Here is a 19898-nt window from a genome sequence, read left to right as displayed (position 1 = left end):
GCTGTCAAGACTTAAGTCCTGACAGGTATAATTATTCCCAGCCCAGGGTTTCAACCCTGGGAATATTCGGGGTTTCAACCTTGGGTGTATTCGGGGTTTACATAGATAAATTGAGCATTAACATTCGAAAGAAGAACACAACATTTTTTACATGAGGAAACTCTTCCAACATATTGTACATTCACTCAGCATTGTTCTGTTGTCGGCATTGCCACTTTTTGCAGTGGTTGATGGTGATGAGAAAACGATTCAGCTGGATGATTCCGTTCAAGAAAGTTTACTGAACCTAGAAAGTATACCCTACTGGAAGGACAGTACACGCTTAATTTCTTATGCGGAATTGCTTCAGTTACAACCCGACTTTGAGGTGGCCCAGCATTATTCGAAACATAATTATGATGCAAAATCAAATTATTGGTTGCGATTTAATGTCGACATCGATAAGAGCAGTTCAAAGCATTGGATCATCGAGTTTTACGATCAGAAAATTCAGGAGATTATCGTCTTCTTACCCTTATTGGAAGGCGGTTTGAAGAAGGAGATTATGGGAGCCTCTCATCCTTATTCAAAGAGAAATTATGATCATAAAAACTTCATTATTCCCTTAACGAGTGATATTGATTTTTCTAAGCCATTTTATGTGAAGATCAACAGTAATAAAAAGGTCGATTTGCACATGAACTTTAGAAGTATCAATAAGTTTGTGCCTTATGCAACGAAAGAGTATTTATGGTTTGGTTTACAATACGGTGCCTTTTTGATTATGGCCGTGTATTCCTTCCTCTTATGGTTGAGTATCAAAGACTTTAAATACATCGCCTATATTTTACATATCGCTGTGGTTTGCTTATTTAGTATGGCCAACGATGGGGTAGGCTTCCAGTTTTTATGGCCGGATGCACCGATGATCAACGAGTTTGTCAATGCCCTTCTTGGGTTTGGGGTCTCGGCTTCCGTCACTTATTTTATCAAAGTAGTGGTCGATCCAAAATACTTGAACAGGTATCATTTATTTACGATCAATACGCTATTTGTTGTTCAGTTTATTCTTTTTGTTTTCACCCTTTTCGGAACAATTCCATCGGGAGAGAAGCTTTCACTAATCATCACACTTTCGGTACTTTTAGTAGGCTTATCAAATGTCTATTTACAATCGAAAATGTCGCCTTACTATATCTTGGGCATCAGTTTTATGTGGGTCGGCTGTGTGATTTGGTACTTAAAATGGTATGGCATCATCCCGCATAATTTCTTTACATTCTATGGTTATAGAATGTCGGTGTTATCGGAAATGTTGGCCTTCTCTTTTGCCTTATACGATACGTTGAGGTTGTTGAAAGAAAGCGAACACTTGGCACAGGCAGAGTTGCTTACTCAGCAGAAGAAAACAGAGGTGATGCAACAGCAAGTCATCGACGAGCAGAAGAAGAATCTTGCTCTAGGTAACAAGGTAAATGAGGAGTTGGAGCAAAAGGTAAAAGAAAGAACGATTCAGCTTTTGGCAAGAGAAAAGGAATTGAAGGAATTGAACCAACAATTATCTCAGAGAGCACAGAAGTTGGGTAGTGATAATTATAAGCTGGATGTGACGAACTTTAATCTAAAGGATGAAATCAAGAAAGTGATCGAAAAACGATTTGTCAACCAAGTCATTACAATCAAAGAATTTCATGATTTATTCCCGGATGCCGATGCTTGTAAACGCTATTTATCCAATCAGAAATGGAGCGATGGCTTTACTTGTAAGCAATGTAGCGGGCATTCAGGTTCGAAAACTGGACAAGTATTTACAAGAAGATGTACGAAATGTGGGTATGTGGATTCGGTGACAAGTAATACCGTTTTCCATGGTGTGAAGTTCGATTTAACGAAAGCCTTTTATTTATCCTACATCACATTGTACCAACCCGATGCATATACTAATATTGAGTTGAGCGAAATGTTGGAGATGTCTAGGAACACCATTTCAAAATTTAAAACGAAAGTGAAAGAAGCGAAACAGAACAATTTGATGTTGCCGAATTTCACTATTGATAAAGTTAAAGACGACACAAAATGAGAAAGATACATCAAATAGTGTGCGTTTTGATGATAATGACCGCTTCAATTTTTGCACAAGATCGCCCCAACTTTTTGATTATCGTTGCCGATGATTTGGGTTATGCAGATGTGGGTTATCATCATTTAAGTAAAGATATTCCTACGCCTAACATCGATCAGTTGGCGAAAAAAGGAGTGGCATTTAAGAACGGATACGTGACGGCACCGGTATGTGGTCCGTCGAGAGCAGCCTTATTAACGGGTAGCTATCAACAGCGATTTGGGTTTAAGGATAATCCAGGTCCTTTCCGTCCTTCTCCAGAAGTAGTTCCGGGAATTTCGTCTGAGTTTCCTACAATTGCAGAGATTTTGCAGTCTAACGACTATCAAACAGTGGCTATTGGAAAATGGCATTTAGGAGGTCAGGAAGGAGAGGAGTTTTTACCGATCAATAAAGGATTTGATCATTATTATGGTTTCCTTGGAGGTGCATCATCTTATTATTTCGAAGACGAATGTTCCCAATTTTTTATGGAGGATGATCAACCTATCCAAACACCGAATGTGTATTTAACGGATTTATTTGGTCAGAAAGCCATCAATTATTTTGATCAATACGAAAGTGAAAAACCTTTCTTTATGTATTGGGCACCCAATGCGGTACATACGCCTTTGCAAGCACCTAAAGAGGTGATCAAGAAATTCGATCATATTAAGGATCCTGCACGTCGAAAGCTAGTAGCGATGCAATATGTGATGGATCAGAATATCGGAAAGATGGTCGACAAGCTGAAGGAGAGAGGCTTGTACGATAATACTTTCATTGTGTTTATCTCAGATAATGGCGGTAAACCTGACGATAATGCTTCTTTGAATTTGCCGTTGAATGGACAAAAAGGAACGTTGTACGAAGGTGGAATCAAGATTCCTTATTTCATGCATTATCCTAAGGAAATACCTCAAGGAAAAACGTTCGAACCAATGGTGACGAGCATGGATATTTATCCAACTATTTTAAACCTTGCCGGTGTTGAAGCACCAAAACATTTGAATGGAGAGAACCTATTGCCCTACATCAAATGGGAAAAAGACGAAGATCCTCATCAGCAGTTATTTTGGAAAAATGCCAATAAATGGTGTGTAAGAGATGGCGATTGGAAGTTGTTCTTCGATCAGAAAAATAAGAAAGTGAGGTTGTATAACATCGCTAAAGATCCTTACGAAAAGAACGATCTATTTGATGTTCACCCAGAGGAGGTGAGCCGATTGAAAGAAATTTATGCGAAGTGGAATGAAAGGAATTCTTCTTTGGCCTGGGGATGGAATCCTGCAGCAGTGGGTAAATACAAAGTGCATACTCAGTTTACTTTCGAAGATATTATTCCAGAGAAATTTCATTCCGATCAGTTCAATCAAGTATTGGTGATCGAGAACCCTCACCGAAAAGGACTGAATAAGAGTGCCTATGTGTTGGGTTTATCTAAAGATGATGAAGCTTCGACAGCATCTGTTGTTGTAAAACATACTCCATTGACTGGAAAAGAATTGGGACATTGCCACCTTAAACTTCTATCCGACCAATCGTTTGATGTTGAATTGAAGATTGTCTTGGGTGAAGAGAAAATTTCTAAGAAGATCATCAAAAAGTATGAGGGAACTGGAGAGTGGCAAGATCTTGTTTTTGATTATGCCGATGTGAAAGGAAGAGTGAAAGGGATGGAAGTGGTTTTTCATGGTTTGACATCTTCATCAAAAATATATTTAGATGATATTTGGTGGAATAAACAAGCCCAACCGATTATCAAAAATGAAGATTTTAAAGTGGAACAGAAACAGTTCTTTCCGAGTGTGCATCAGAAGAATAAAAAAGTGCTGACTTGGAAACCTGTACCGAATATCAATCGCTATGATATTTACCATAAAGGTGAGTTAATTCAATCTACATCAGAGAAGTATGTACTTATTCCAAAGGCATACAAACCAAAAGACATTACAATTAAACTACAAAACGATATACAATAATATAGGTATGAAAAGATTAATCAATTTGTTTACTACGCTGTGCTTACTTTTTAGCCCAATGCTTTTTGCACAGTCGACAACTCCAAATATTCTATTAATTACAGCCGATGATATGGACTATCATTCGGTGGGAGTGAATGGAAGTAATGTAGAAGATATCACACCGAACATTGATCGTTTGGCGAATGAAGGAATGCGTTTTACAAATGCTCACGTTACTGTGGCGGTTTGTATGCCATCGAGAGGTGTGATTGGTACTGGATGTTACCCGAACAATAGTGGTATGACTGGCTTTTTTCCTTCAAAACCGTCGGTTCCTACATTGGCTGAGGAATTAAAATTACACAAGAATTATAAACCTGGTGTGTTGGGTAAAGTAAAACACTCTACACCAAAAAAAGTAGAAAACTATGTTTGGGAATACAATCAGGATGCTAAAGATTTAGGGTCGGGTAGATCGCCTAAATTATACAAAGAGCATTTCAAGAAATTTATTACTCAAGCGAAAGAAGAGAACAGACCATTCTTCATGATGGCCAACTCACATGATCCTCACCGTCCATTTTTTGTGGACAATCCAAATTATGAAAAAGGAGGAAAGCAACGTCCATCTAGAATTTATACACCTGATGAAATCGAAGTGCCAGGCTTCTTAGAAGACCTTCCTGAAGTGAGAAGAGAGTTAGCCAATTATTTCTCTTCGGTGAAAAGATGTGATGATACGATTGGTGCATTGTTAGATGCTTTAGAAGAAGAAGGATTATCTGATAATACCATCGTCATCTTCCTTTCGGATAATGGTATGGCATTCCCTTTTGCCAAATCGAACGTGTATTTACAATCGACGAGAACTCCATTTATGGTGAAATGGCCTAAGCATATTAAAGCGGGTCAGGTGAACGAGAAAGACATGGTTTCTATGGTCGATTTAATGCCGACTTTATTGGAAGCTTGTGGTGTAGATGTTCCAAAGACATTAGATGGTAGAAGTTTCTTGCCTATCCTAGAAGGTAAAAAACAAAAGGATAGAGACATGATCTATACGCATTACAACGAGACATCAGGTAGTAAGGCCTTCCCAATGCGTGCCGTTCAGACACAAGATTATTTGTACATTTTCTCTCCATGGGCTGTTGGTGGAAGACAGTACAAAACATCTTCAATTAATGGTAAATCGTTTACTGCTATGAAAGAAAAAGCAGTAGAAGACGAAGCCCTAAAATTAAGAGTAGATTTCTGCTTGTTCAGAACTGTGACTGAATTTTATGATCTAAAAAATGATCCAAATGGTTTGAACAACCTTGCGGAAGATCCAAAATCGACAAAGAAAATTGCAGAGTTTGAGAAACATATGCTTGCCTACATGGAAAAAACGAACGATCCAATGCTAGACATGTACAAGCATAAAGACGATGAAGATTATTTGATTAAAGCCACTGAGAAGCATCAAGAAGTGGTTAATGATGCGAACAGAATTCGTAGAGCAGAAAAGAGAAAAGCAAAAAATGCGGCGAATGGAAAATCAAATAAGCATTATCAGAAAAATAAAAAGAATAGAAATAGTCATTAATAATATGGATTATTTGTGACTCAATATTAAGAGTATGAAGTTGTTCAATCAGTGTATTTGACAACTTCATACTCAGAAAAAAATAATTAGAGTAATAGTAATGGAGTAAGTCCTTGGTGTTTCATCAAGGCCTTTTTTTTAATCAATTTCTTGATCCACCAACTTCACTAGCTTCTCAAAATTTTCTTCGTGTTCAATAATGTAACTCACCTTTTCAAGTAATTCATCATACTTATTTTTGATCAGTGCATCTTGATCCGTCTGAAAAGAGGAGAAACATTCTGTTTCATGTGTGGTCGAAATTCCTTTCCTCGACCACCAAGATCCAATAGAAACACCTAGATACAACAAAGCTGCACACTTCCATGAACAGCCATCTGTTCTGCATGCCTCATAAAACATTTTATCTGCTTCTCTTCTCTCTTGATAAGATACGTTAGGATTGTGACCTTCGCCAGCAAAGTAATCGTGCACCACAGAGGCTCTTCTATACTTTCCTACAAAAGGAGATCCTACAATATTCCATAAAGATGAAGGGATGCTTGCTCCATTAATTTCTGCTCCCAAAGGAACATTCCATACTTTTTGGTCGTGATCGGTAAACGATAAATCATCTAATAAAACCATCTGACAATCGTCGTCCTTCCATTTAGTAATTGGGTATCCGCTAAACTTCTCCATGTTATTTTAGTTTTAAATTGGTTAAGTATTGTTGCTGTATTACTATAAACAGTTGTTAGTGCTATGGTAATAATTCTATATCAGTTACGCTTAATATACGAAATTTGGAGCGGAAAATAAAGGAATTAACTGATTCATTGGGAGGGGTGTAGGAACGTTGCAGTGCAACGTCCGTACAAAAATATTAGATATTTAATATTATGATTTCAATAAAACCGGTGATGTAAATTTGATTTCTTACACTATCTTATTATCCACCAACACCTGGAAAGAATCTTCCATAGTTTCTTGTAGAGGACGGAAAGTCATTCCTAAATCATTTACTATTTTAGAATTGTCTGCTTTCCATTCGATATTGACATTGTTTTTAATAAACCTTCTAGTTAATAATTTATTAGTAAAAGGACCAACAATCATCAACAACCATTTTGGTAATGCTTTCTTAGGTAGAGGATAATTGGCTCCAAATTTATCTTGAAGGGTTAAGCCCATTTCTAAGAAGTTTGTATTATGAGCTGAGGTAATGTATCGACCTTTGGCTTCTGGAGTAAAACCGGCTTTATAATGAGCTACAGCTAGGTCACGAACATCAATCACTCCAACTCCCATTTTTGGAGCTCCCATTTTAAATGTACCGTCACCCATTTGTTTTAGTACCGCCATACTTTCTGATGTAGTAGCCACCGCATTTTGAGCAGGGCCCATGACAAATGCAGGGTTGATAGTCACTAAATCCCATTGCGATTGAGCATCTGCAATTTCCCACGCCTTTTTTTCTGCCAATGTTTTTGATAAAGAGTAAGGTTGATAATCCAAAGAAGCAGTGGTGTTCCAAACCTCTTCATCGATCATTCCTTTTGGTGTATTGGCTAAATCTGATGCGTCAGTATAAGTAGCCACTACACTACTGGTTACCACCACTCTTTTTACAGAGGGAGTATTATTAGCGGTTAATAGCACATTGGATGTACCTTTTACGGCAGGGTCTACTAAGTCTCTTTGTGGATCTTTTACGTCTGTAATAAAAGGAGAAGCAGTATGATAAACCAATTCACAACCTTGCATGGCCTCTGCGTAAGAATTTTCTGTTAGTAAATCGGTTTTGAAAAACTTTATTTCTCCTGGGTGTTTATCACCTAAGTCAATAAGGTGTCCCACTTTCTTTTTATTATCTGGATTTCTAACAGCAGCGTGAACTGTGATGCCATTTTTTAATAATTCTTCTACTAGCCAGCTTGCAACGTATCCGTTGGCTCCAGTAACTAAAACGGGTTTTGAAGAGTCAATTTGTGTCATATTGAAAGTGTTTAATGTTTCGTATTATAATTTATTCAAAATTCTAAAAACTTATGCTATCCAATAAGCACAGATTACTGTTAGGCTAACACAAATCATTAATCGTAGAATGAAATCCCCTTTAAAACAGGTTTAAATGGTAAATGTTTCTCTTGGTTTAAAATCAAAAAGAAACATTTATAAAAATGAAGAACGCATAAAAACATTCTTTTTATCCTGAACAACAGTGGGATAGAAGAAGGATTATACCTTTCGAACAATTACTTATTTGATCACTAAAAAGTGTTTAAAAAATTAATTAAAGCTAGCTGACTATAAAGTAAACTCATAGTATGAGATGAATTTTGAATTTAGGGTAAACAACATATAAAACACCCTATTAAACGAACTAAATTATGAAATACAATTATTGCCACTTTTTCAGAGGTAGGTTTAACTCCTTACTTCTAATAAGTGCTGCTTTTCTTCTATCTACTTTTTCTGTACGAGCACAGAAAACCATTGGAACAACAAGAGCGACTGTGGGAAGTAAAAATCTCACCTTCTTTGTTGATAAAGTGAATATCAATAAAACCATCATATTTAGAGATGGCAATGCTACAGCTAATCAGATTAACGAAGCAATTGAAACGGTTTCTAACCTTGGTGGTGGTGTCGTGAAAATTCTGGAAGGAAATTATACCCTTGGGCAAATCTTTCTTCAATCGAATGTGCGTATTGAAATAGGGAATAATGTGAAAATTACCATCGATAGAAGTGGAAATAACAATACGTTATTTAATCTTGGTAGAGATGCGAATTCCCTTCAGGAAGTGATTTCTAATGTGGAAATTATTGGAGCATCAAATAATTCGGCTACTTGGTTTGAAATCGATTTGAGTAATTTTGCTCCTTTAGAAACAGCCACTCCATTTAAGGTAGGATTCGTAAAGAATTTTGCTATTTCTAGATTCATCATCACTGATAATTATACCTTAAATCCCTCCGTCTTTTTGGTAGCGGATAGTAAATTCCTTGGTAGGGACGAGACAGGTAGAGCAAATTATGATCTTAGCACTTTTAATAGAATTCCGATTCAAGGTGTAGTAAGAGATGCCATAGCGACTAAAATTGGAACCGGCTATGCTTTAGTTCAACCTTTTAGTGGCAAAAGAATTTACATGGAAAACCTAGAGGGAGAACAAGGAATTACAGTGCGATTAGAACCTGGTAGTGGGAAGGACAACGACGACCTTAATCTAACGGGTAGTCAGAAAATGGGTGCCATCGATGATATTTATATCAAAGATGTATCAAATAGTTTGGGCTTTGCAGCACTTTTTATAAAGCCTCATTCGAAGATCTGTAACAATATTTATGCTACCGATCTGTATGCAGAAAACAGTTTGTCGACTTTATATATCGCTTCAGCTAGTCTTTTACCTCAAACGAGAAGAGGTGAATTTACCAATACGACTTTTGAAAATATCACTTTTAAACAAACGATAGTCAACACTGTATCTAGTGGAACTAATGACTTACTTGCTTCAAATTATCCAAGCGATACAGGTGTTGAAGGTCTACGATTTATGTCAGAGTTACATCGACAAAAATTAGTGGATGTTAGAAATAGTCGATCTCCTAAACCTGGTGTGTATTCATTAATTATCAAAGATGCTGGTGGACAACGTTATAAAACACATCCAATTGCCCCAATCATTTTTACGGCTAAATTCTCTGGGAGCACAATCGGAAATATACCGGGTAGATATAGTGTAACTATTCCATCAACATCAAATATTACGGTGCAGGGAGGAGTATTTTCTGGAGACAAAGTAGTTTACAGAAGTGAGGCAAGAATTATTACTACAGGTGCATCAGATACCGATTACATTTATGAATAAGACATCAAAAATTATGAAAAATATACTTATGTGGTCACTTTTATTGTGTTTGAGTTCAGCTATTGCTCAAAACCCAAAGTCGACTTTTGATACAGAAATTTATTCTTCTTCTAACTATATGGTTGGGATACCTTACAAAGTGTTAGGAGATGGATTTATCAATACTATTCAGATGGAGTGTAATGCCACAGGTGATAAAGTAAAATTCTATATCTATGCTGATGAAGACAATGCTCCTGGAGAGTTAATTGTAAGCTCTAATGAGATAAAGATGTCATTATCTCAGTTATCCATAACGTTTGAAGATACCTTTCTAGAGCAGGGAACCTATTGGGTATTTACACAATTCGAAAAGGATGGAAAGTTTCTAAAAGCGAATGTCTCGAACAATTTATCCAAAGTATTTTATAAAGGATTAGCTTTTGGTGATACTCCTCCGCAAACTGCCTACGATTTTGAGGAATATACAGGACATCAATTTCCTATTTCTTTGATATATAAACCTCAGAAGTTACATGACGAGATAAGGTTATTTCCAAATCCAACAATCGATAATGTACATATCATTTCTTCAAATGATAAATATTTTGTTGAAGTTTTTGATCAACAAGGTCGACTACTAATTGAAGATTGGAGTGAACAAAAAGAATTTGATATCGCATTTAGGCAATATCAAAAGGGTACTTATTTTATAAAAATCGACCATAAACAGTCGTATAGAATCATCAAAGAATAAGCAAAATAAAAAGGCATAATCTGATATAATATCAGGATTATGCCTTGTTCCCAAAAATTGAATTATTAATTCAATTAAAGAAGAATATATCTTAACGGTTCTCTGTTTTCTGAGTGATTTGGTCTAATAAATACTTATAATGTACGTAGTCTTTTTCGGTTGTTGTTGCTGGTACATAAAAGTTATTCATTTTGTTAATTACCTCGTTAAGGTCTCTATTCTTCTGATCTCTGGAAGATAATCTTCCAGCGTTTTTTCCAACATTCTTCATAGTCGTAAAATTGTTAATTAGGTATAAGTTATTGTATTACAATAATTGATACCGATTTGTTTTAATAAATTGATTTTTAATTAAAACACCATAAAAAGTCGATAAATAATTTTGGTGTTAGCCTATCAATAACGCTAAAATATTTGATTTAACCAAAAATTTGAGTGGTTATTGTAGCATTGAGCCTCATATTATTGACTTTCTTATACAATTAACGAATTAATTAGTAGAATGTTGAGGTTTTAAGCATTCTTAAATATTATTAGAAGAATACTGATTTTTTTAAGATTTTCTGACTACAAAATCTTCATGACTAATTGCCCAAAGGTACAAACTAGCTACAGATCCGTAGGGGCTATATCGTTTTCGGTATTTTTCGAACCTTACTTTATCAACTTCTTTGTGTCCATACAACTTGCATATACCTCGGATGATGGCCAAATCACCGAAGGATAGAATATTTTGTCTTTGCATGGAGAATAACATCAACATTTCAGCAGTCCAATTCCCAATTCCTTTTAAGGAGGAGAGTTGTTTACATACTTCGTCGTCTGTCATTTCTGTAAGCGATTCTATATCGAATTCATTAGTATATACCTTTGCAGAGAAATCCTTGATATAGTCCACTTTTCGATAAGAAAGACCGAACGACTTTAGTTCTTCTCTATCGAATTCATGGATACTTTTGGGAGTCACTACACCCACGCCATTTTTAATTCTATTCCATACCGTTTTTTGGGCTTTGGTAGAAATTTGTTGACCCACGATACTATTGACTAATGCTGAAAATAAATCGGGATTAATGGGACGTTTTATCTCCCCAATTCGATCTATTGCGACAGAAAGCTTTTTATCTTTTTTCTTTAAATAGGAGATGGCTTCTTCCGGTATAGGAAAATAAAGAGTGTTGTTCATGTTAGAATTCGATGACACGGTCCACTTCGAATTTCTTCGATGCTTCTCCATGCTTGAGTTTATATTGAATTTGTTTCATTTTACCCGCCGTTTTTCCGTTTTCATAAAAAGGAAAACGTTGAACTAAAGTGGTTTCTACTATAGCAAAATCGTCGTTACCTTGGTAGCCTTCAGAGAGTCCAGCATCTTCTTTTATACTATTAAAGGTCACCTGACTGATGGACTTTTTATTATTTGTTGAAAAGGCGACCAAAACACCTTCTTTATTCTTATCTCTACCAACGATCACCACGTCTGGCGACATATCTAAATCAAGGTCTTCTACATAAGTATGTACGATTGTCCCTTCAAACGGGATAGTGATTTTGTCATCGTGTGCTAACCCCAATGTTTGTATGATCACTTCTTGTTTTCCTTTCTTAGTGATAGCCGAAATATCAAATCCAATGTTCATGTATTCAGCATAATGTGCATAGGTTCTTTGATCTACCTGTTTAGGATCAAGTGGTTTGTTTTGTTTTTGATAAGTATTTAAGAAAGAGCCTCCACCGGAACAATAAAAACGCATTAAATCAGGTTTTTCAGAAGTAATATCCAATGAATTTTCATGAAATTTAAATAATACTTTTCCACCATTGACAAATGCATGATACACTCCATTTTTGGTTTTATATGCCAAAACATCTAAAGTACAAGTTGGCTTCTTTTTATCACTTCTTGATCTTACTTTGATGTTTAACTTTTCATCATCAAATTTACTGACTCTTACGCCAGTCCAATCGTACCCTTCCTTTCTATTTTTATATTTAACACTTGCATAATCACCTATTAATTGATCTTCAGAAATGCTTATAGATCCATTGCAGATTTTTTTGCCATTCACAGACCAAATAAAATCATCTCCTTTTATCCAAAACTCATGCGTACCATCGGAGTATTTGGCTCCAGACCCAGACTGTACATGTTCTAAATGATAATTGATATTGTTTTTGTCTTTTACATTAATGGCATCGTCTTCAAAAGAAACTAAGAATTTTAGATCTTGATGATTCGCAGAAAACTCAATAGTTTCTTGGGCTACATTTCCTGATGATGTATTGCAAGAATAGAATAAGAAACCCAAAAGAAAACAAATTGTAATGCAAAAATATTTTACCATGATAAGATGTGAATTTGAAAAGTGTTTCACAAGTTATAAAATATCTTAAAATGTATGTTCTAATTAAGAATTAATAAATCTTTTTTTCATATTAAATCAAGAAAGAAAGACCAACAATATTACTCTATGAACCATCAAACTTTTTCTTGGGAAAAATATAAGCAAACACCTATCATCGGCATATTAAGAGGTGAAAGTATCAACAATTTAGAGCGCATGATGCAAGCCTACGAAAAAGCTGGTTTTTCGTCCATAGAGATTACTATGAATACTGATGGGGTAGAAGAGCAAATTCGATTTTTATCAGAAAAATTTCCAAAGCTAAATGTAGGAGCAGGAACAGTTTGTTCGCTTCAAGATGTATCAAAAGCAGTCGATGCGGGGGCTCAATTTATCGTTACACCAATTATCAATAAAGAAGTGATAGTAAAGTGTAAAGAACTAAACTTGCCCATTTTTGCAGGAGCGTTTACACCATCCGAAATATATGCTGCTTGGGAGTTGGGAGTGGATGCTGTTAAGCTGTTTCCAAATATGTTGGGATTACAATACATAAAAGAAATTATGGCACCTCTAGATACTATAAAATTAGTACCTACTGGGGGAGTTCATCAGGGAAATATCAAAGAGTATTTTGATTTGGGGGTATATGGGGTTGGAATGGGAAGTGCATTATTCCCTAAAGAATTGAGAGTAGAGGGTCAGGAAGAAGCACTTTATCATCATTTATTAGATCTAAAAAAGCAAATTTCAAACGTATCAATATAAAACTATCTTTTATGAAAAACTTACTAATAACTGGACTATTACTTTTATCGTCCATTTTTACTTTAGGGCAAACGAACAAAGAAAAAGCACAGAAAAAAGCAGAGGAAGCTATTGAGCTAATGGATAATGGAGCTATTGAGAGTAGCATCAAAATGTTATTGGAATGCGAAAAGTTAGATCCAACGACTTTCATTTATACCTATGAAATTGCTTATGCTTATATTCTAAAAAAGGATTATAAAACGGCTATTAAGTATTTGAATAAATCAAAAAAACATAATGATGCCAATAGTCAGGTATATCAATTATTAGGGAATTGTGATAGTTGGATGGGTAAACCGAAAAAGGCGTTGAAGAAATATGAAGAAGGTTTAAAGGTTTTCCCTAATGCAGGTAATTTATATTTGGAAACAGGCAACATCTATTTACATCAACAGCTTTATGATTATGCAATTGATTATTATAAAGAAGGTATTCGCAAGGATCCAATGTACCCTTCAAACTATTTTCGTCTTGCAGATTTATATCTGAATTCCGATTATAAGATTGATGGGTTAATCTATGGTGAGTTGTTTATGAATATCGAAAGAGGATCTGATCGAACAACACAGATGTCAAAGATGTTGTATGATACTTACAAAAACTCAATTACGGTAAAAGGTGATTCTGTGGTGTATTCATTTAATAAAACCTTAAATATTAATATCAATCAAGGTTCTGATGGAGAAATCAAAATGCCTTTCTCTATGATCTTTTTTAAAAATATGGCGATAGCTACAGCTACTCAAGCGAACGAAAAGAACATCGATTTGGAGTATATGTGTGCGATCCGAAAAGTATTTCTAAAAAATTATGCTCAAAAAGACATTCACGACTACCCAAATGTATTGTTTAAATATCAAAAGGTAGTTGATGATGCTGGACATTTAGAGGCTTATAACCATTATATTCTACAGATGGGTAATGAAAAGGAAATTGATGCTTGGGTCACCCAAAATGAAGAAGCTTTCGAATCATTTTTAGAATGGTATACTAAAGGAGAAAACGTCCTTCAGGTGGATAAAGAATCTGTTTTCATAGGAGAATAAACTGATAACAATTAGGATCTCAGCTGTTATATTATTTTTAAAAATTGTAGAGTGGCATAACCAATATAACAGCTGGGTTTAAAATGTACAATCACATTTGTTAGGAGAAGTTGTGAAATCATTAACAGAATTATAGTAGGGTAAAGCGTTATGTAAGTAAAGTCAAATGTTTTAATTCACAACCCACATTATCATGAGTACTATATTAGTTATTGTTCTTTTTATGTTTGTTATGTTAGTAGGCTTATTTTCTGTAGCTACTCAATCAAAACATAATTTAAATGCATTGGGTGTAGTTTCCGCAATTGTATTCGTTTCTTTTGTTTTAGCGAAGATTGCAGTACAACTATAGTAGATGTAAAATAATATTTCTGCCTATCCAGTAGGCAATGACAATACATAAGATTATTTTAATCGCAAGAGGTCCGTAAAGGACCTTTCTTTGTTTATAGATAAGTTGTTTATCGACAAACCTAAAAATAATTTCTACTATAATATATGGTATAGATAATACTAATAAGGGATTATACTTAAAAGCGGCTATTAAATTGAAATTTAATAATTGATGGATCGCCCTTTGAGATCCACATCCCGGACATTCTAATCCAGTAGTATACTTTAATGGACATTTCGGAAAGAAATCATATGCTAAAGGGTTAAAACTTCTGTAGATGTATACAAAAAGAATTAACCCTGTAGAAATTATAAATAATTTTAATAGGATTTGCTTAAAACTGACCTTGTGATAATCCTGCTGCAACACCAACTAACATTAAAATTCCATATAATACACCACCGATGATTGATGAGATAAGTCCCCATTTCATCCATTTTTTAGCTTCTTGAGATGCTTTTTCTGCACCCTCAACATCGCCCGCATAGAATCTTGATTCTACCTTTGATGCGTTTACGATACCTGCGATACCAAATGGTAAACAGCAAAATAGAGTCACTAAGATTGATTCAACCAGATAACTTTTAGGAGGTTGTCCGTTCATTTTGTTTAAAAAATTTAGTTTTAAAAAATTATTTAAATATAAAATAAATTCATTTTTAAATGAAGTAATATGTTCAGTTGATGAAAATTATTTACCCAATATATTTGAATCAATTATTCTAGATTTATTATCAAGATATCCATAATTAATAAAGTACTTGATCCATAACTGAGAATTTTAACTTGGTTACGTCTTTATGATATGTAGAATTCACGAATAACTCCATCATGTAATTTATTTTTTATTTAAAGGGGGGTACCTCAGAGAAAAGTCTTAATTATACCATCTTTTACTTGAAATAATGAAATACTACTAATTAGAATAATATTGTCATCTTAGAATAATTCAATTGATTTATAATTCATGGATGTCAATAAAAAGTGTATTTAAGTAGAAAACTAGAACTTTTTTTTCATGTTGTTTATTTCTTACTTCTTGCGAACTGAAGAGATTATAAAATTCAAAATCAATGTATTAAATTAGATTATCATCATGTAACCGGAACCTATTACCTAAAGCGAATACATTACTATCTATTTTATTTTTCCCTATTTTTTTATAGACCCATTATCTAAAAAAGACACCCCTTTCGGGAGTGTCTTTTTTTATGTCAAGCAAAATTCTTTCTGATCTGATAGATAGAATGTCCTAATTCTTTTGATAAAATAATACATGAAAAAGGTTACCACACAAGATGGGTAACCTACAGATAGATAAGGTAGTATAGTCTTAGTCAAAATTATTTTTTCTTGACGTTAGAGTAATTCGCATGTTCGTAAACTCTACCAATCTTCACATCAGTCTTTTTCATCATTTCTTCACGAGAATCTTCTTTGTATTCTTTTTGAAGCTCATCCATTTTTGCTTTTAACTTGGCTGTAATTTCTTCGTAGCCAGGTTTTCCATAAAGGTTGTTCAGCTCGTTAGGATCATTTTCTAAATCGAATAATTCGTAGTCCTCATCAATCCAAGTATTTTTCGCAGCTTCTGGATTGTAGTAGAAATGAATTAATTTATATCTATCAGTTCTTAAGCCATAGTGAGGGCGCACATGGTGCCACCATGGGAATTCATAATAGTGATAGTAGACTGCATCTCTCCATTCAGCATTGTCATCTTCTAAAACAGTTCTAAAAGATTTACCTTGAATGTCTGAAGGTACAGTTACACCTGCATAGTCTAAAAGTGTAGGTGCAAAGTCAACGTTCATCGTCAGTTTCTTAGAAACAGTATTTGATGAAATATGACCAGGGTAACGAATCAAAAATGGCATTCTGTAGGCCTCTTCATACATCATTCGCTTATCGAACCAACCATGTTCACCTAAGTAGAAACCTTGGTCAGATGTATAGATAACGATGGTGTTCTCTGCTAAACCATTTTCGTCTAAATAGTTTAACATTTCACCGATATAGTGGTCTACACCTTTTACACATCCTAAGTACTCTTTCATGTACTTCTGATATTTCCATTTCTTTAATGCTTGTCCTTTTAATTCATCGTTTGGCGACCAAGGTTCTTCGTTGTTGTTACCGTATTTGTACCAAGCAGCGATTTCCTTTTTAGTCATGTCCTCGATGTTCTCAGGATGCACTTTTAAATCTTTTCGGTTTAAGTTTCTTTCGATAGTCATCCACGTGTCACCTGCTGCCACTTTACCTTCGTAAGTGTCGTTGAATGTTTCAGGTTCAACAATTTCAACATCATCAAATACATGTTGGAATTGTGGGTCAGGCTCCCAAGGTCTGTGAGGTGCTTTAAATTGGTACATCAACATAAAAGGTTTTTCTTGATCACGACCTTTTGTTAACCATTTCTTAGCATCCTCCCATACTTGACGAGTGGAGTGGAAGCGAGTTTCTTTAACAGTATCTTGACCATTTTCCAAGAAAATAGTATTGAAATACGTTCCTTGACCACCGTGGTTGATCATCACTTTAGAGTAATCGAAACCTGTTGGGGCAGTACCAAGGTGCCATTTACCTATCACTGCAGTTTCATAACCTGCTTTTTGAAGTAATTTAGGGAAAGTTTGTTGCGATCCATCGAAGTCACCACCCGATTCGTTCTTAAAGAAACCGTTTTGGTGAGAGAATTTACCAGTTAAAATAGCTGCTCTAGAAGGACCACAAATTGCGTTAGTACAAAATGTATTTTGCATGACCGTACCTTCTTTTGCAAGGCGGTCGATGTTGGGAGTTAAATCTGGGAATTGTTGAGCAAGTCGGCCACCGTAAGCAGAGATTGCTTCCGTAGAGTGGTCATCACTCATAATAAAAATAATGTTCGGTTGTTTCTGCTCTTTCTTTTGAGCACACCCTATTAAAGAGAATAAACCGATAAGGGCTAAAACGTTAATAACGATTCTTTTCATTTGCATAATATAAAGATCACTAACTGATGAATGTCGAATTTAGTTTTCTACACCTTCTTTATTTTATTTAAATTCTGAAGATGATGTGAATGCGATTTAAAAAATATCTATTGATAATTTCTATACTGCAATATTAGAGATTGGAATAAAAAATCGAGTCTAATTATCGTTCTCAAAGGTCGATTTATTGTTCTGCTATTTTTAGATGATTTTTTATAAATGGTTGAAATTAAGAGATTTATAGTTTTAATGATGTTTAAGAATCAAAGTTGGTGTACAACGAACATTTATTGGAGTGTATTCTTTATTATAACCTATATATTTGTAACATCAAGATTAAAAAGAGTAATAGAAGACTTAGCTAAAAACTATTATATGTTGTGTGACTATTGGTGAGTGCGCGTATTGTATTAAATAGAATTAATTCAATACCGCACTTTCTTTTTTAGTTGACATGTTATCATCTTTTTTTTAGAAATAAAATGAAATTATTAAAACTAATCCTCCTAATTACTTCGATATCAATTATCGGAAAAGCACAATCTAAACAACCTAATATTGTTTGGATTTCATTTGAAGACATGAGCCCTGTTTTATCGTGTTATGGCGACTCTACAGCCAACACTCCTAATATAGATGCACTCTCAAAAGAGAGTCAGGTATTTAATAATGCCTTCTCTACAGCAGGTGTTTGTGCGCCAAGTAGAAGTGCGATAATAACAGGTATGTATCCTATTAGTATAGGGACCAATCATATGCGTACAGGTCGTGATATTATGGGTTGGGGAAATGATACTTACAGAGAAGAAAAAGGGGTACTCGATAAAGAAGGGAACAATGTTAGAGAATATAGTGCAGTACTTCCTGAGGAGGTGAAATGTTTTACAGAGTATTTAAGAAAAGAGGGATATTATTGTACGAACAATGCGAAAACGGATTATCAGTTTGCTGCTCCTTTTACAGCTTGGGACGAAAATGATACGAAAGCACATTGGAGAAATAGAGGAGAGGATCAACCGTTTTTTGCGGTATTTAATTTCAATGAAACGCATGAATCGAAGATCTGGAAAAATAAGGATCTTCCGTTAACGGTGGATAAAAATAAAGTTAGTCTTCCAACATATTATCCTGATACACCAGAAGTGAGAGAGGATGTGGCACGTATGTATGCTAACTTAGAACTACTTGATAAAAGGGTAGGGTACATCATTAATCAGTTAAAAAAGGATGGACTTTATGAAAACACTTACATCTTCTTTTTCTCAGATCATGGAGGTCCACTACCAAGACAAAAAAGAGAGGTCATTGCTTCTGGTTTGCATGTCCCTTTTATGATCAAATATCCGAATGCTGAAAAAGTAGGTTATACAGATCAACTCATTAATTTTATTGATTTAGCTCCTTCGATGATTGAATTGGCGGGAGGGAAAATTCCACATCATTTACAAGGGAAGAGCTTTTTCTCAGAAAATAGAAAATACTCTTTTGCTGCTCGTGATAGAATGGACGAGTTTACTTCAGCAAGGAGAAGCGTGACTGATGGTCGCTATTTATATGTGAGATATTTAGAAGAGGATGCTACTAGTTATCAGGATATCAATTACAGACTTCAAATTCCAACCATGAGAGTGATGAAGGAAATGTATGAAACTGGGGAATTAAATGATGTACAATCGGCTTGGTTCAATCCTTTAAAAACAAACGAAATACTCTTCGATTTATCAAAGGATCCGGAAGAAACAAACAACTTGATGACCTCTAAAGAACATGCTAAAGTAGTCAAGCGATTTAGAGGTGTAATGGACAAATGGCTGAAATCAACTTCAGATATTTGTATTGAACCGGAGGCAAAAATGATTGAGAAAATGTGGCCGAATAATCAACAACCAACAACTTCTAAAGTATTAGGAGCTGTTCATAAAGGGGAATTGAAATTAAGTTGTACTACAAAAGGTGCCTCGATTGGTTATCAAATAAATGAGGGGAAATGGAAGGTTTACCATCAACCTATTGTACTTAAGGAGGGTGACAAAGTATCTACTAAAGCCATTCGTATCGGTTATAAAGAATCGGAAATTACTATCTTCAACAAATAAT

17 protein-coding genes are annotated in these 19898 nt (G+C 34.9%); 9 read left to right on the top strand and 8 right to left on the bottom strand.

The window, feature by feature from the left end:
* The first annotated feature begins 151 nt into the window (after positions 1-151).
* Genes KMW28_RS21410 through KMW28_RS21400 form a run of 3 tightly spaced genes read left to right on the top strand, consistent with a single transcriptional unit; the run spans position 152 to position 5632 of the window.
* Positions 152-2059: a 7TM diverse intracellular signaling domain-containing protein gene (locus KMW28_RS21410; RefSeq protein ID WP_169662328.1), complete on the top strand. Its 1908-nt coding sequence runs from the start codon at positions 152-154 to the stop codon at positions 2057-2059.
* A complete protein-coding gene (locus tag KMW28_RS21405) occupies positions 2056-4062 on the top strand; it encodes a sulfatase family protein (RefSeq protein ID WP_183363895.1) in 2007 nt (668 codons plus the stop codon). Before KMW28_RS21410 ends, KMW28_RS21405 begins: the two co-directional genes overlap by 4 nt.
* Positions 4063-4069: 7 nt before the next feature.
* Positions 4070-5632 carry a sulfatase family protein gene (locus KMW28_RS21400; RefSeq protein WP_169662330.1) on the top strand — a complete coding sequence of 521 codons (1563 nt, stop codon included), beginning with the start codon at positions 4070-4072 and terminating at the stop codon, positions 5630-5632.
* A gap of 138 nt (positions 5633-5770) precedes the next feature.
* Here KMW28_RS21400 and KMW28_RS21395 read toward each other — a convergent pair whose 3' ends face one another.
* Both KMW28_RS21395 and KMW28_RS21390 read right to left on the bottom strand, forming a co-directional pair.
* On the bottom strand, positions 5771-6313 hold the full coding sequence (locus KMW28_RS21395) for a DUF1353 domain-containing protein (protein ID WP_169662331.1): 543 nt from the start codon (positions 6311-6313) through the stop codon (positions 5771-5773).
* A gap of 237 nt (positions 6314-6550) precedes the next feature.
* Positions 6551-7609 carry an NAD-dependent epimerase/dehydratase family protein gene (locus KMW28_RS21390; RefSeq protein ID WP_169662332.1) on the bottom strand — a complete coding sequence of 353 codons (1059 nt, stop codon included), beginning with the start codon at positions 7607-7609 and terminating at the stop codon, positions 6551-6553.
* 395 nt (positions 7610-8004) lie between these two features.
* Here KMW28_RS21390 and KMW28_RS21385 point away from each other — a divergent pair, with 395 nt between their 5' ends.
* A complete protein-coding gene (locus KMW28_RS21385) occupies positions 8005-9492 on the top strand; it encodes a hypothetical protein (protein ID WP_169662333.1) in 1488 nt (495 codons plus the stop codon).
* Between the two features lie 13 nt (positions 9493-9505).
* Positions 9506-10228, top strand: coding sequence for a T9SS type A sorting domain-containing protein (locus KMW28_RS21380; protein WP_169662334.1), 723 nt, complete (start codon positions 9506-9508; stop codon positions 10226-10228).
* Positions 10229-10319: 91 nt separating this feature from the next.
* Here the strand turns inward: KMW28_RS21380 and KMW28_RS21375 are convergent, their stop codons facing one another.
* The 3 genes from KMW28_RS21375 to KMW28_RS21365 form a co-directional block, all read right to left on the bottom strand.
* Positions 10320-10499, bottom strand: coding sequence for a hypothetical protein (locus KMW28_RS21375; RefSeq protein ID WP_066216221.1), 180 nt, complete (start codon positions 10497-10499; stop codon positions 10320-10322).
* Positions 10500-10781: 282 nt separating this feature from the next.
* Positions 10782-11414, bottom strand: a complete 633-nt coding sequence (locus tag KMW28_RS21370) for a DNA-3-methyladenine glycosylase family protein (RefSeq protein WP_169662335.1) — start codon at positions 11412-11414, stop codon at positions 10782-10784.
* A gap of 1 nt (position 11415) precedes the next feature.
* Entirely contained in the window at positions 11416-12573 is a 1158-nt protein-coding gene (locus tag KMW28_RS21365; protein ID WP_169662336.1) for an MliC family protein, read from the bottom strand.
* 126 nt (positions 12574-12699) lie between these two features.
* Here KMW28_RS21365 and KMW28_RS21360 point away from each other — a divergent pair, with 126 nt between their 5' ends.
* From KMW28_RS21360 to KMW28_RS21350, 3 genes are all read left to right on the top strand, one after another.
* Complete coding sequence (locus KMW28_RS21360; protein ID WP_169662337.1) at positions 12700-13341, top strand: bifunctional 4-hydroxy-2-oxoglutarate aldolase/2-dehydro-3-deoxy-phosphogluconate aldolase; 642 nt, start codon at positions 12700-12702, stop codon at positions 13339-13341.
* Between the two features lie 11 nt (positions 13342-13352).
* Entirely contained in the window at positions 13353-14429 is a 1077-nt protein-coding gene (locus KMW28_RS21355) for a tetratricopeptide repeat protein (protein WP_169662338.1), read from the top strand.
* A gap of 193 nt (positions 14430-14622) precedes the next feature.
* Positions 14623-14781: a hypothetical protein gene (locus KMW28_RS21350; protein ID WP_158297945.1), complete on the top strand. Its 159-nt coding sequence runs from the start codon at positions 14623-14625 to the stop codon at positions 14779-14781.
* Here the strand turns inward: KMW28_RS21350 and KMW28_RS28720 are convergent.
* The 3 genes from KMW28_RS28720 to KMW28_RS21335 all read right to left on the bottom strand — a co-directional run bounded on the left by KMW28_RS28720 (position 14776) and on the right by KMW28_RS21335 (position 17801).
* Positions 14776-15192, bottom strand: a complete 417-nt coding sequence (locus KMW28_RS28720) for a DUF2752 domain-containing protein (RefSeq protein WP_369074733.1) — start codon at positions 15190-15192, stop codon at positions 14776-14778. The two genes, KMW28_RS21350 and KMW28_RS28720, sit on opposite strands and share 6 nt — an antisense overlap.
* Entirely contained in the window at positions 15158-15427 is a 270-nt protein-coding gene (locus KMW28_RS21340; RefSeq protein WP_066216211.1) for a CD225/dispanin family protein, read from the bottom strand. The genes KMW28_RS28720 and KMW28_RS21340 overlap by 35 nt, the downstream gene beginning before the upstream one ends.
* Before the next feature lie 739 nt (positions 15428-16166).
* A complete protein-coding gene (locus tag KMW28_RS21335; protein WP_084006203.1) occupies positions 16167-17801 on the bottom strand; it encodes a sulfatase family protein in 1635 nt (544 codons plus the stop codon).
* A 482-nt stretch (positions 17802-18283) separates the two neighbouring features.
* Between KMW28_RS21335 and KMW28_RS21330 the strand changes: the two genes are divergently transcribed.
* Positions 18284-19897, top strand: a complete 1614-nt coding sequence (locus KMW28_RS21330) for a sulfatase family protein (RefSeq protein ID WP_169662340.1) — start codon at positions 18284-18286, stop codon at positions 19895-19897.
* Position 19898 lies beyond the last annotated feature (1 nt).

Source organism: Flammeovirga yaeyamensis (assembly GCF_018736045.1).
GTDB classification, from domain to species: domain Bacteria; phylum Bacteroidota; class Bacteroidia; order Cytophagales; family Flammeovirgaceae; genus Flammeovirga; species Flammeovirga yaeyamensis.
Note: the sequence above shows the minus strand (reverse complement) of the source record. Positions and strands in the feature narration are given on the sequence as shown.

Bases quoted from the DNA above. Each gene is read 5' to 3' on its own strand.
- KMW28_RS21410 (WP_169662328.1), top strand. From the start codon at position 152: ATGAGGAAACTCTTCCAACATATTGTACATTCACTCAGCATTGTTCTG.
- KMW28_RS21405 (WP_183363895.1), top strand. From the start codon at position 2,056: ATGAGAAAGATACATCAAATAGTGTGCGTTTTGATGATAATGACCGCT.
- KMW28_RS21400 (WP_169662330.1), top strand. From the start codon at position 4,070: ATGAAAAGATTAATCAATTTGTTTACTACGCTGTGCTTACTTTTTAGC.
- KMW28_RS21395 (WP_169662331.1), bottom strand. From the start codon at position 6,313: ATGGAGAAGTTTAGCGGATACCCAATTACTAAATGGAAGGACGACGAT.
- KMW28_RS21390 (WP_169662332.1), bottom strand. From the start codon at position 7,609: ATGACACAAATTGACTCTTCAAAACCCGTTTTAGTTACTGGAGCCAAC.
- KMW28_RS21385 (WP_169662333.1), top strand. From the start codon at position 8,005: ATGAAATACAATTATTGCCACTTTTTCAGAGGTAGGTTTAACTCCTTA.
- KMW28_RS21380 (WP_169662334.1), top strand. From the start codon at position 9,506: ATGAAAAATATACTTATGTGGTCACTTTTATTGTGTTTGAGTTCAGCT.
- KMW28_RS21375 (WP_066216221.1), bottom strand. From the start codon at position 10,499: ATGAAGAATGTTGGAAAAAACGCTGGAAGATTATCTTCCAGAGATCAG.
- KMW28_RS21370 (WP_169662335.1), bottom strand. From the start codon at position 11,414: ATGAACAACACTCTTTATTTTCCTATACCGGAAGAAGCCATCTCCTAT.
- KMW28_RS21365 (WP_169662336.1), bottom strand. From the start codon at position 12,573: ATGGTAAAATATTTTTGCATTACAATTTGTTTTCTTTTGGGTTTCTTA.
- KMW28_RS21360 (WP_169662337.1), top strand. From the start codon at position 12,700: ATGAACCATCAAACTTTTTCTTGGGAAAAATATAAGCAAACACCTATC.
- KMW28_RS21355 (WP_169662338.1), top strand. From the start codon at position 13,353: ATGAAAAACTTACTAATAACTGGACTATTACTTTTATCGTCCATTTTT.
- KMW28_RS21350 (WP_158297945.1), top strand. From the start codon at position 14,623: ATGAGTACTATATTAGTTATTGTTCTTTTTATGTTTGTTATGTTAGTA.
- KMW28_RS21340 (WP_066216211.1), bottom strand. From the start codon at position 15,427: ATGAACGGACAACCTCCTAAAAGTTATCTGGTTGAATCAATCTTAGTG.
- KMW28_RS21335 (WP_084006203.1), bottom strand. From the start codon at position 17,801: ATGAAAAGAATCGTTATTAACGTTTTAGCCCTTATCGGTTTATTCTCT.
- KMW28_RS21330 (WP_169662340.1), top strand. From the start codon at position 18,284: ATGAAATTATTAAAACTAATCCTCCTAATTACTTCGATATCAATTATC.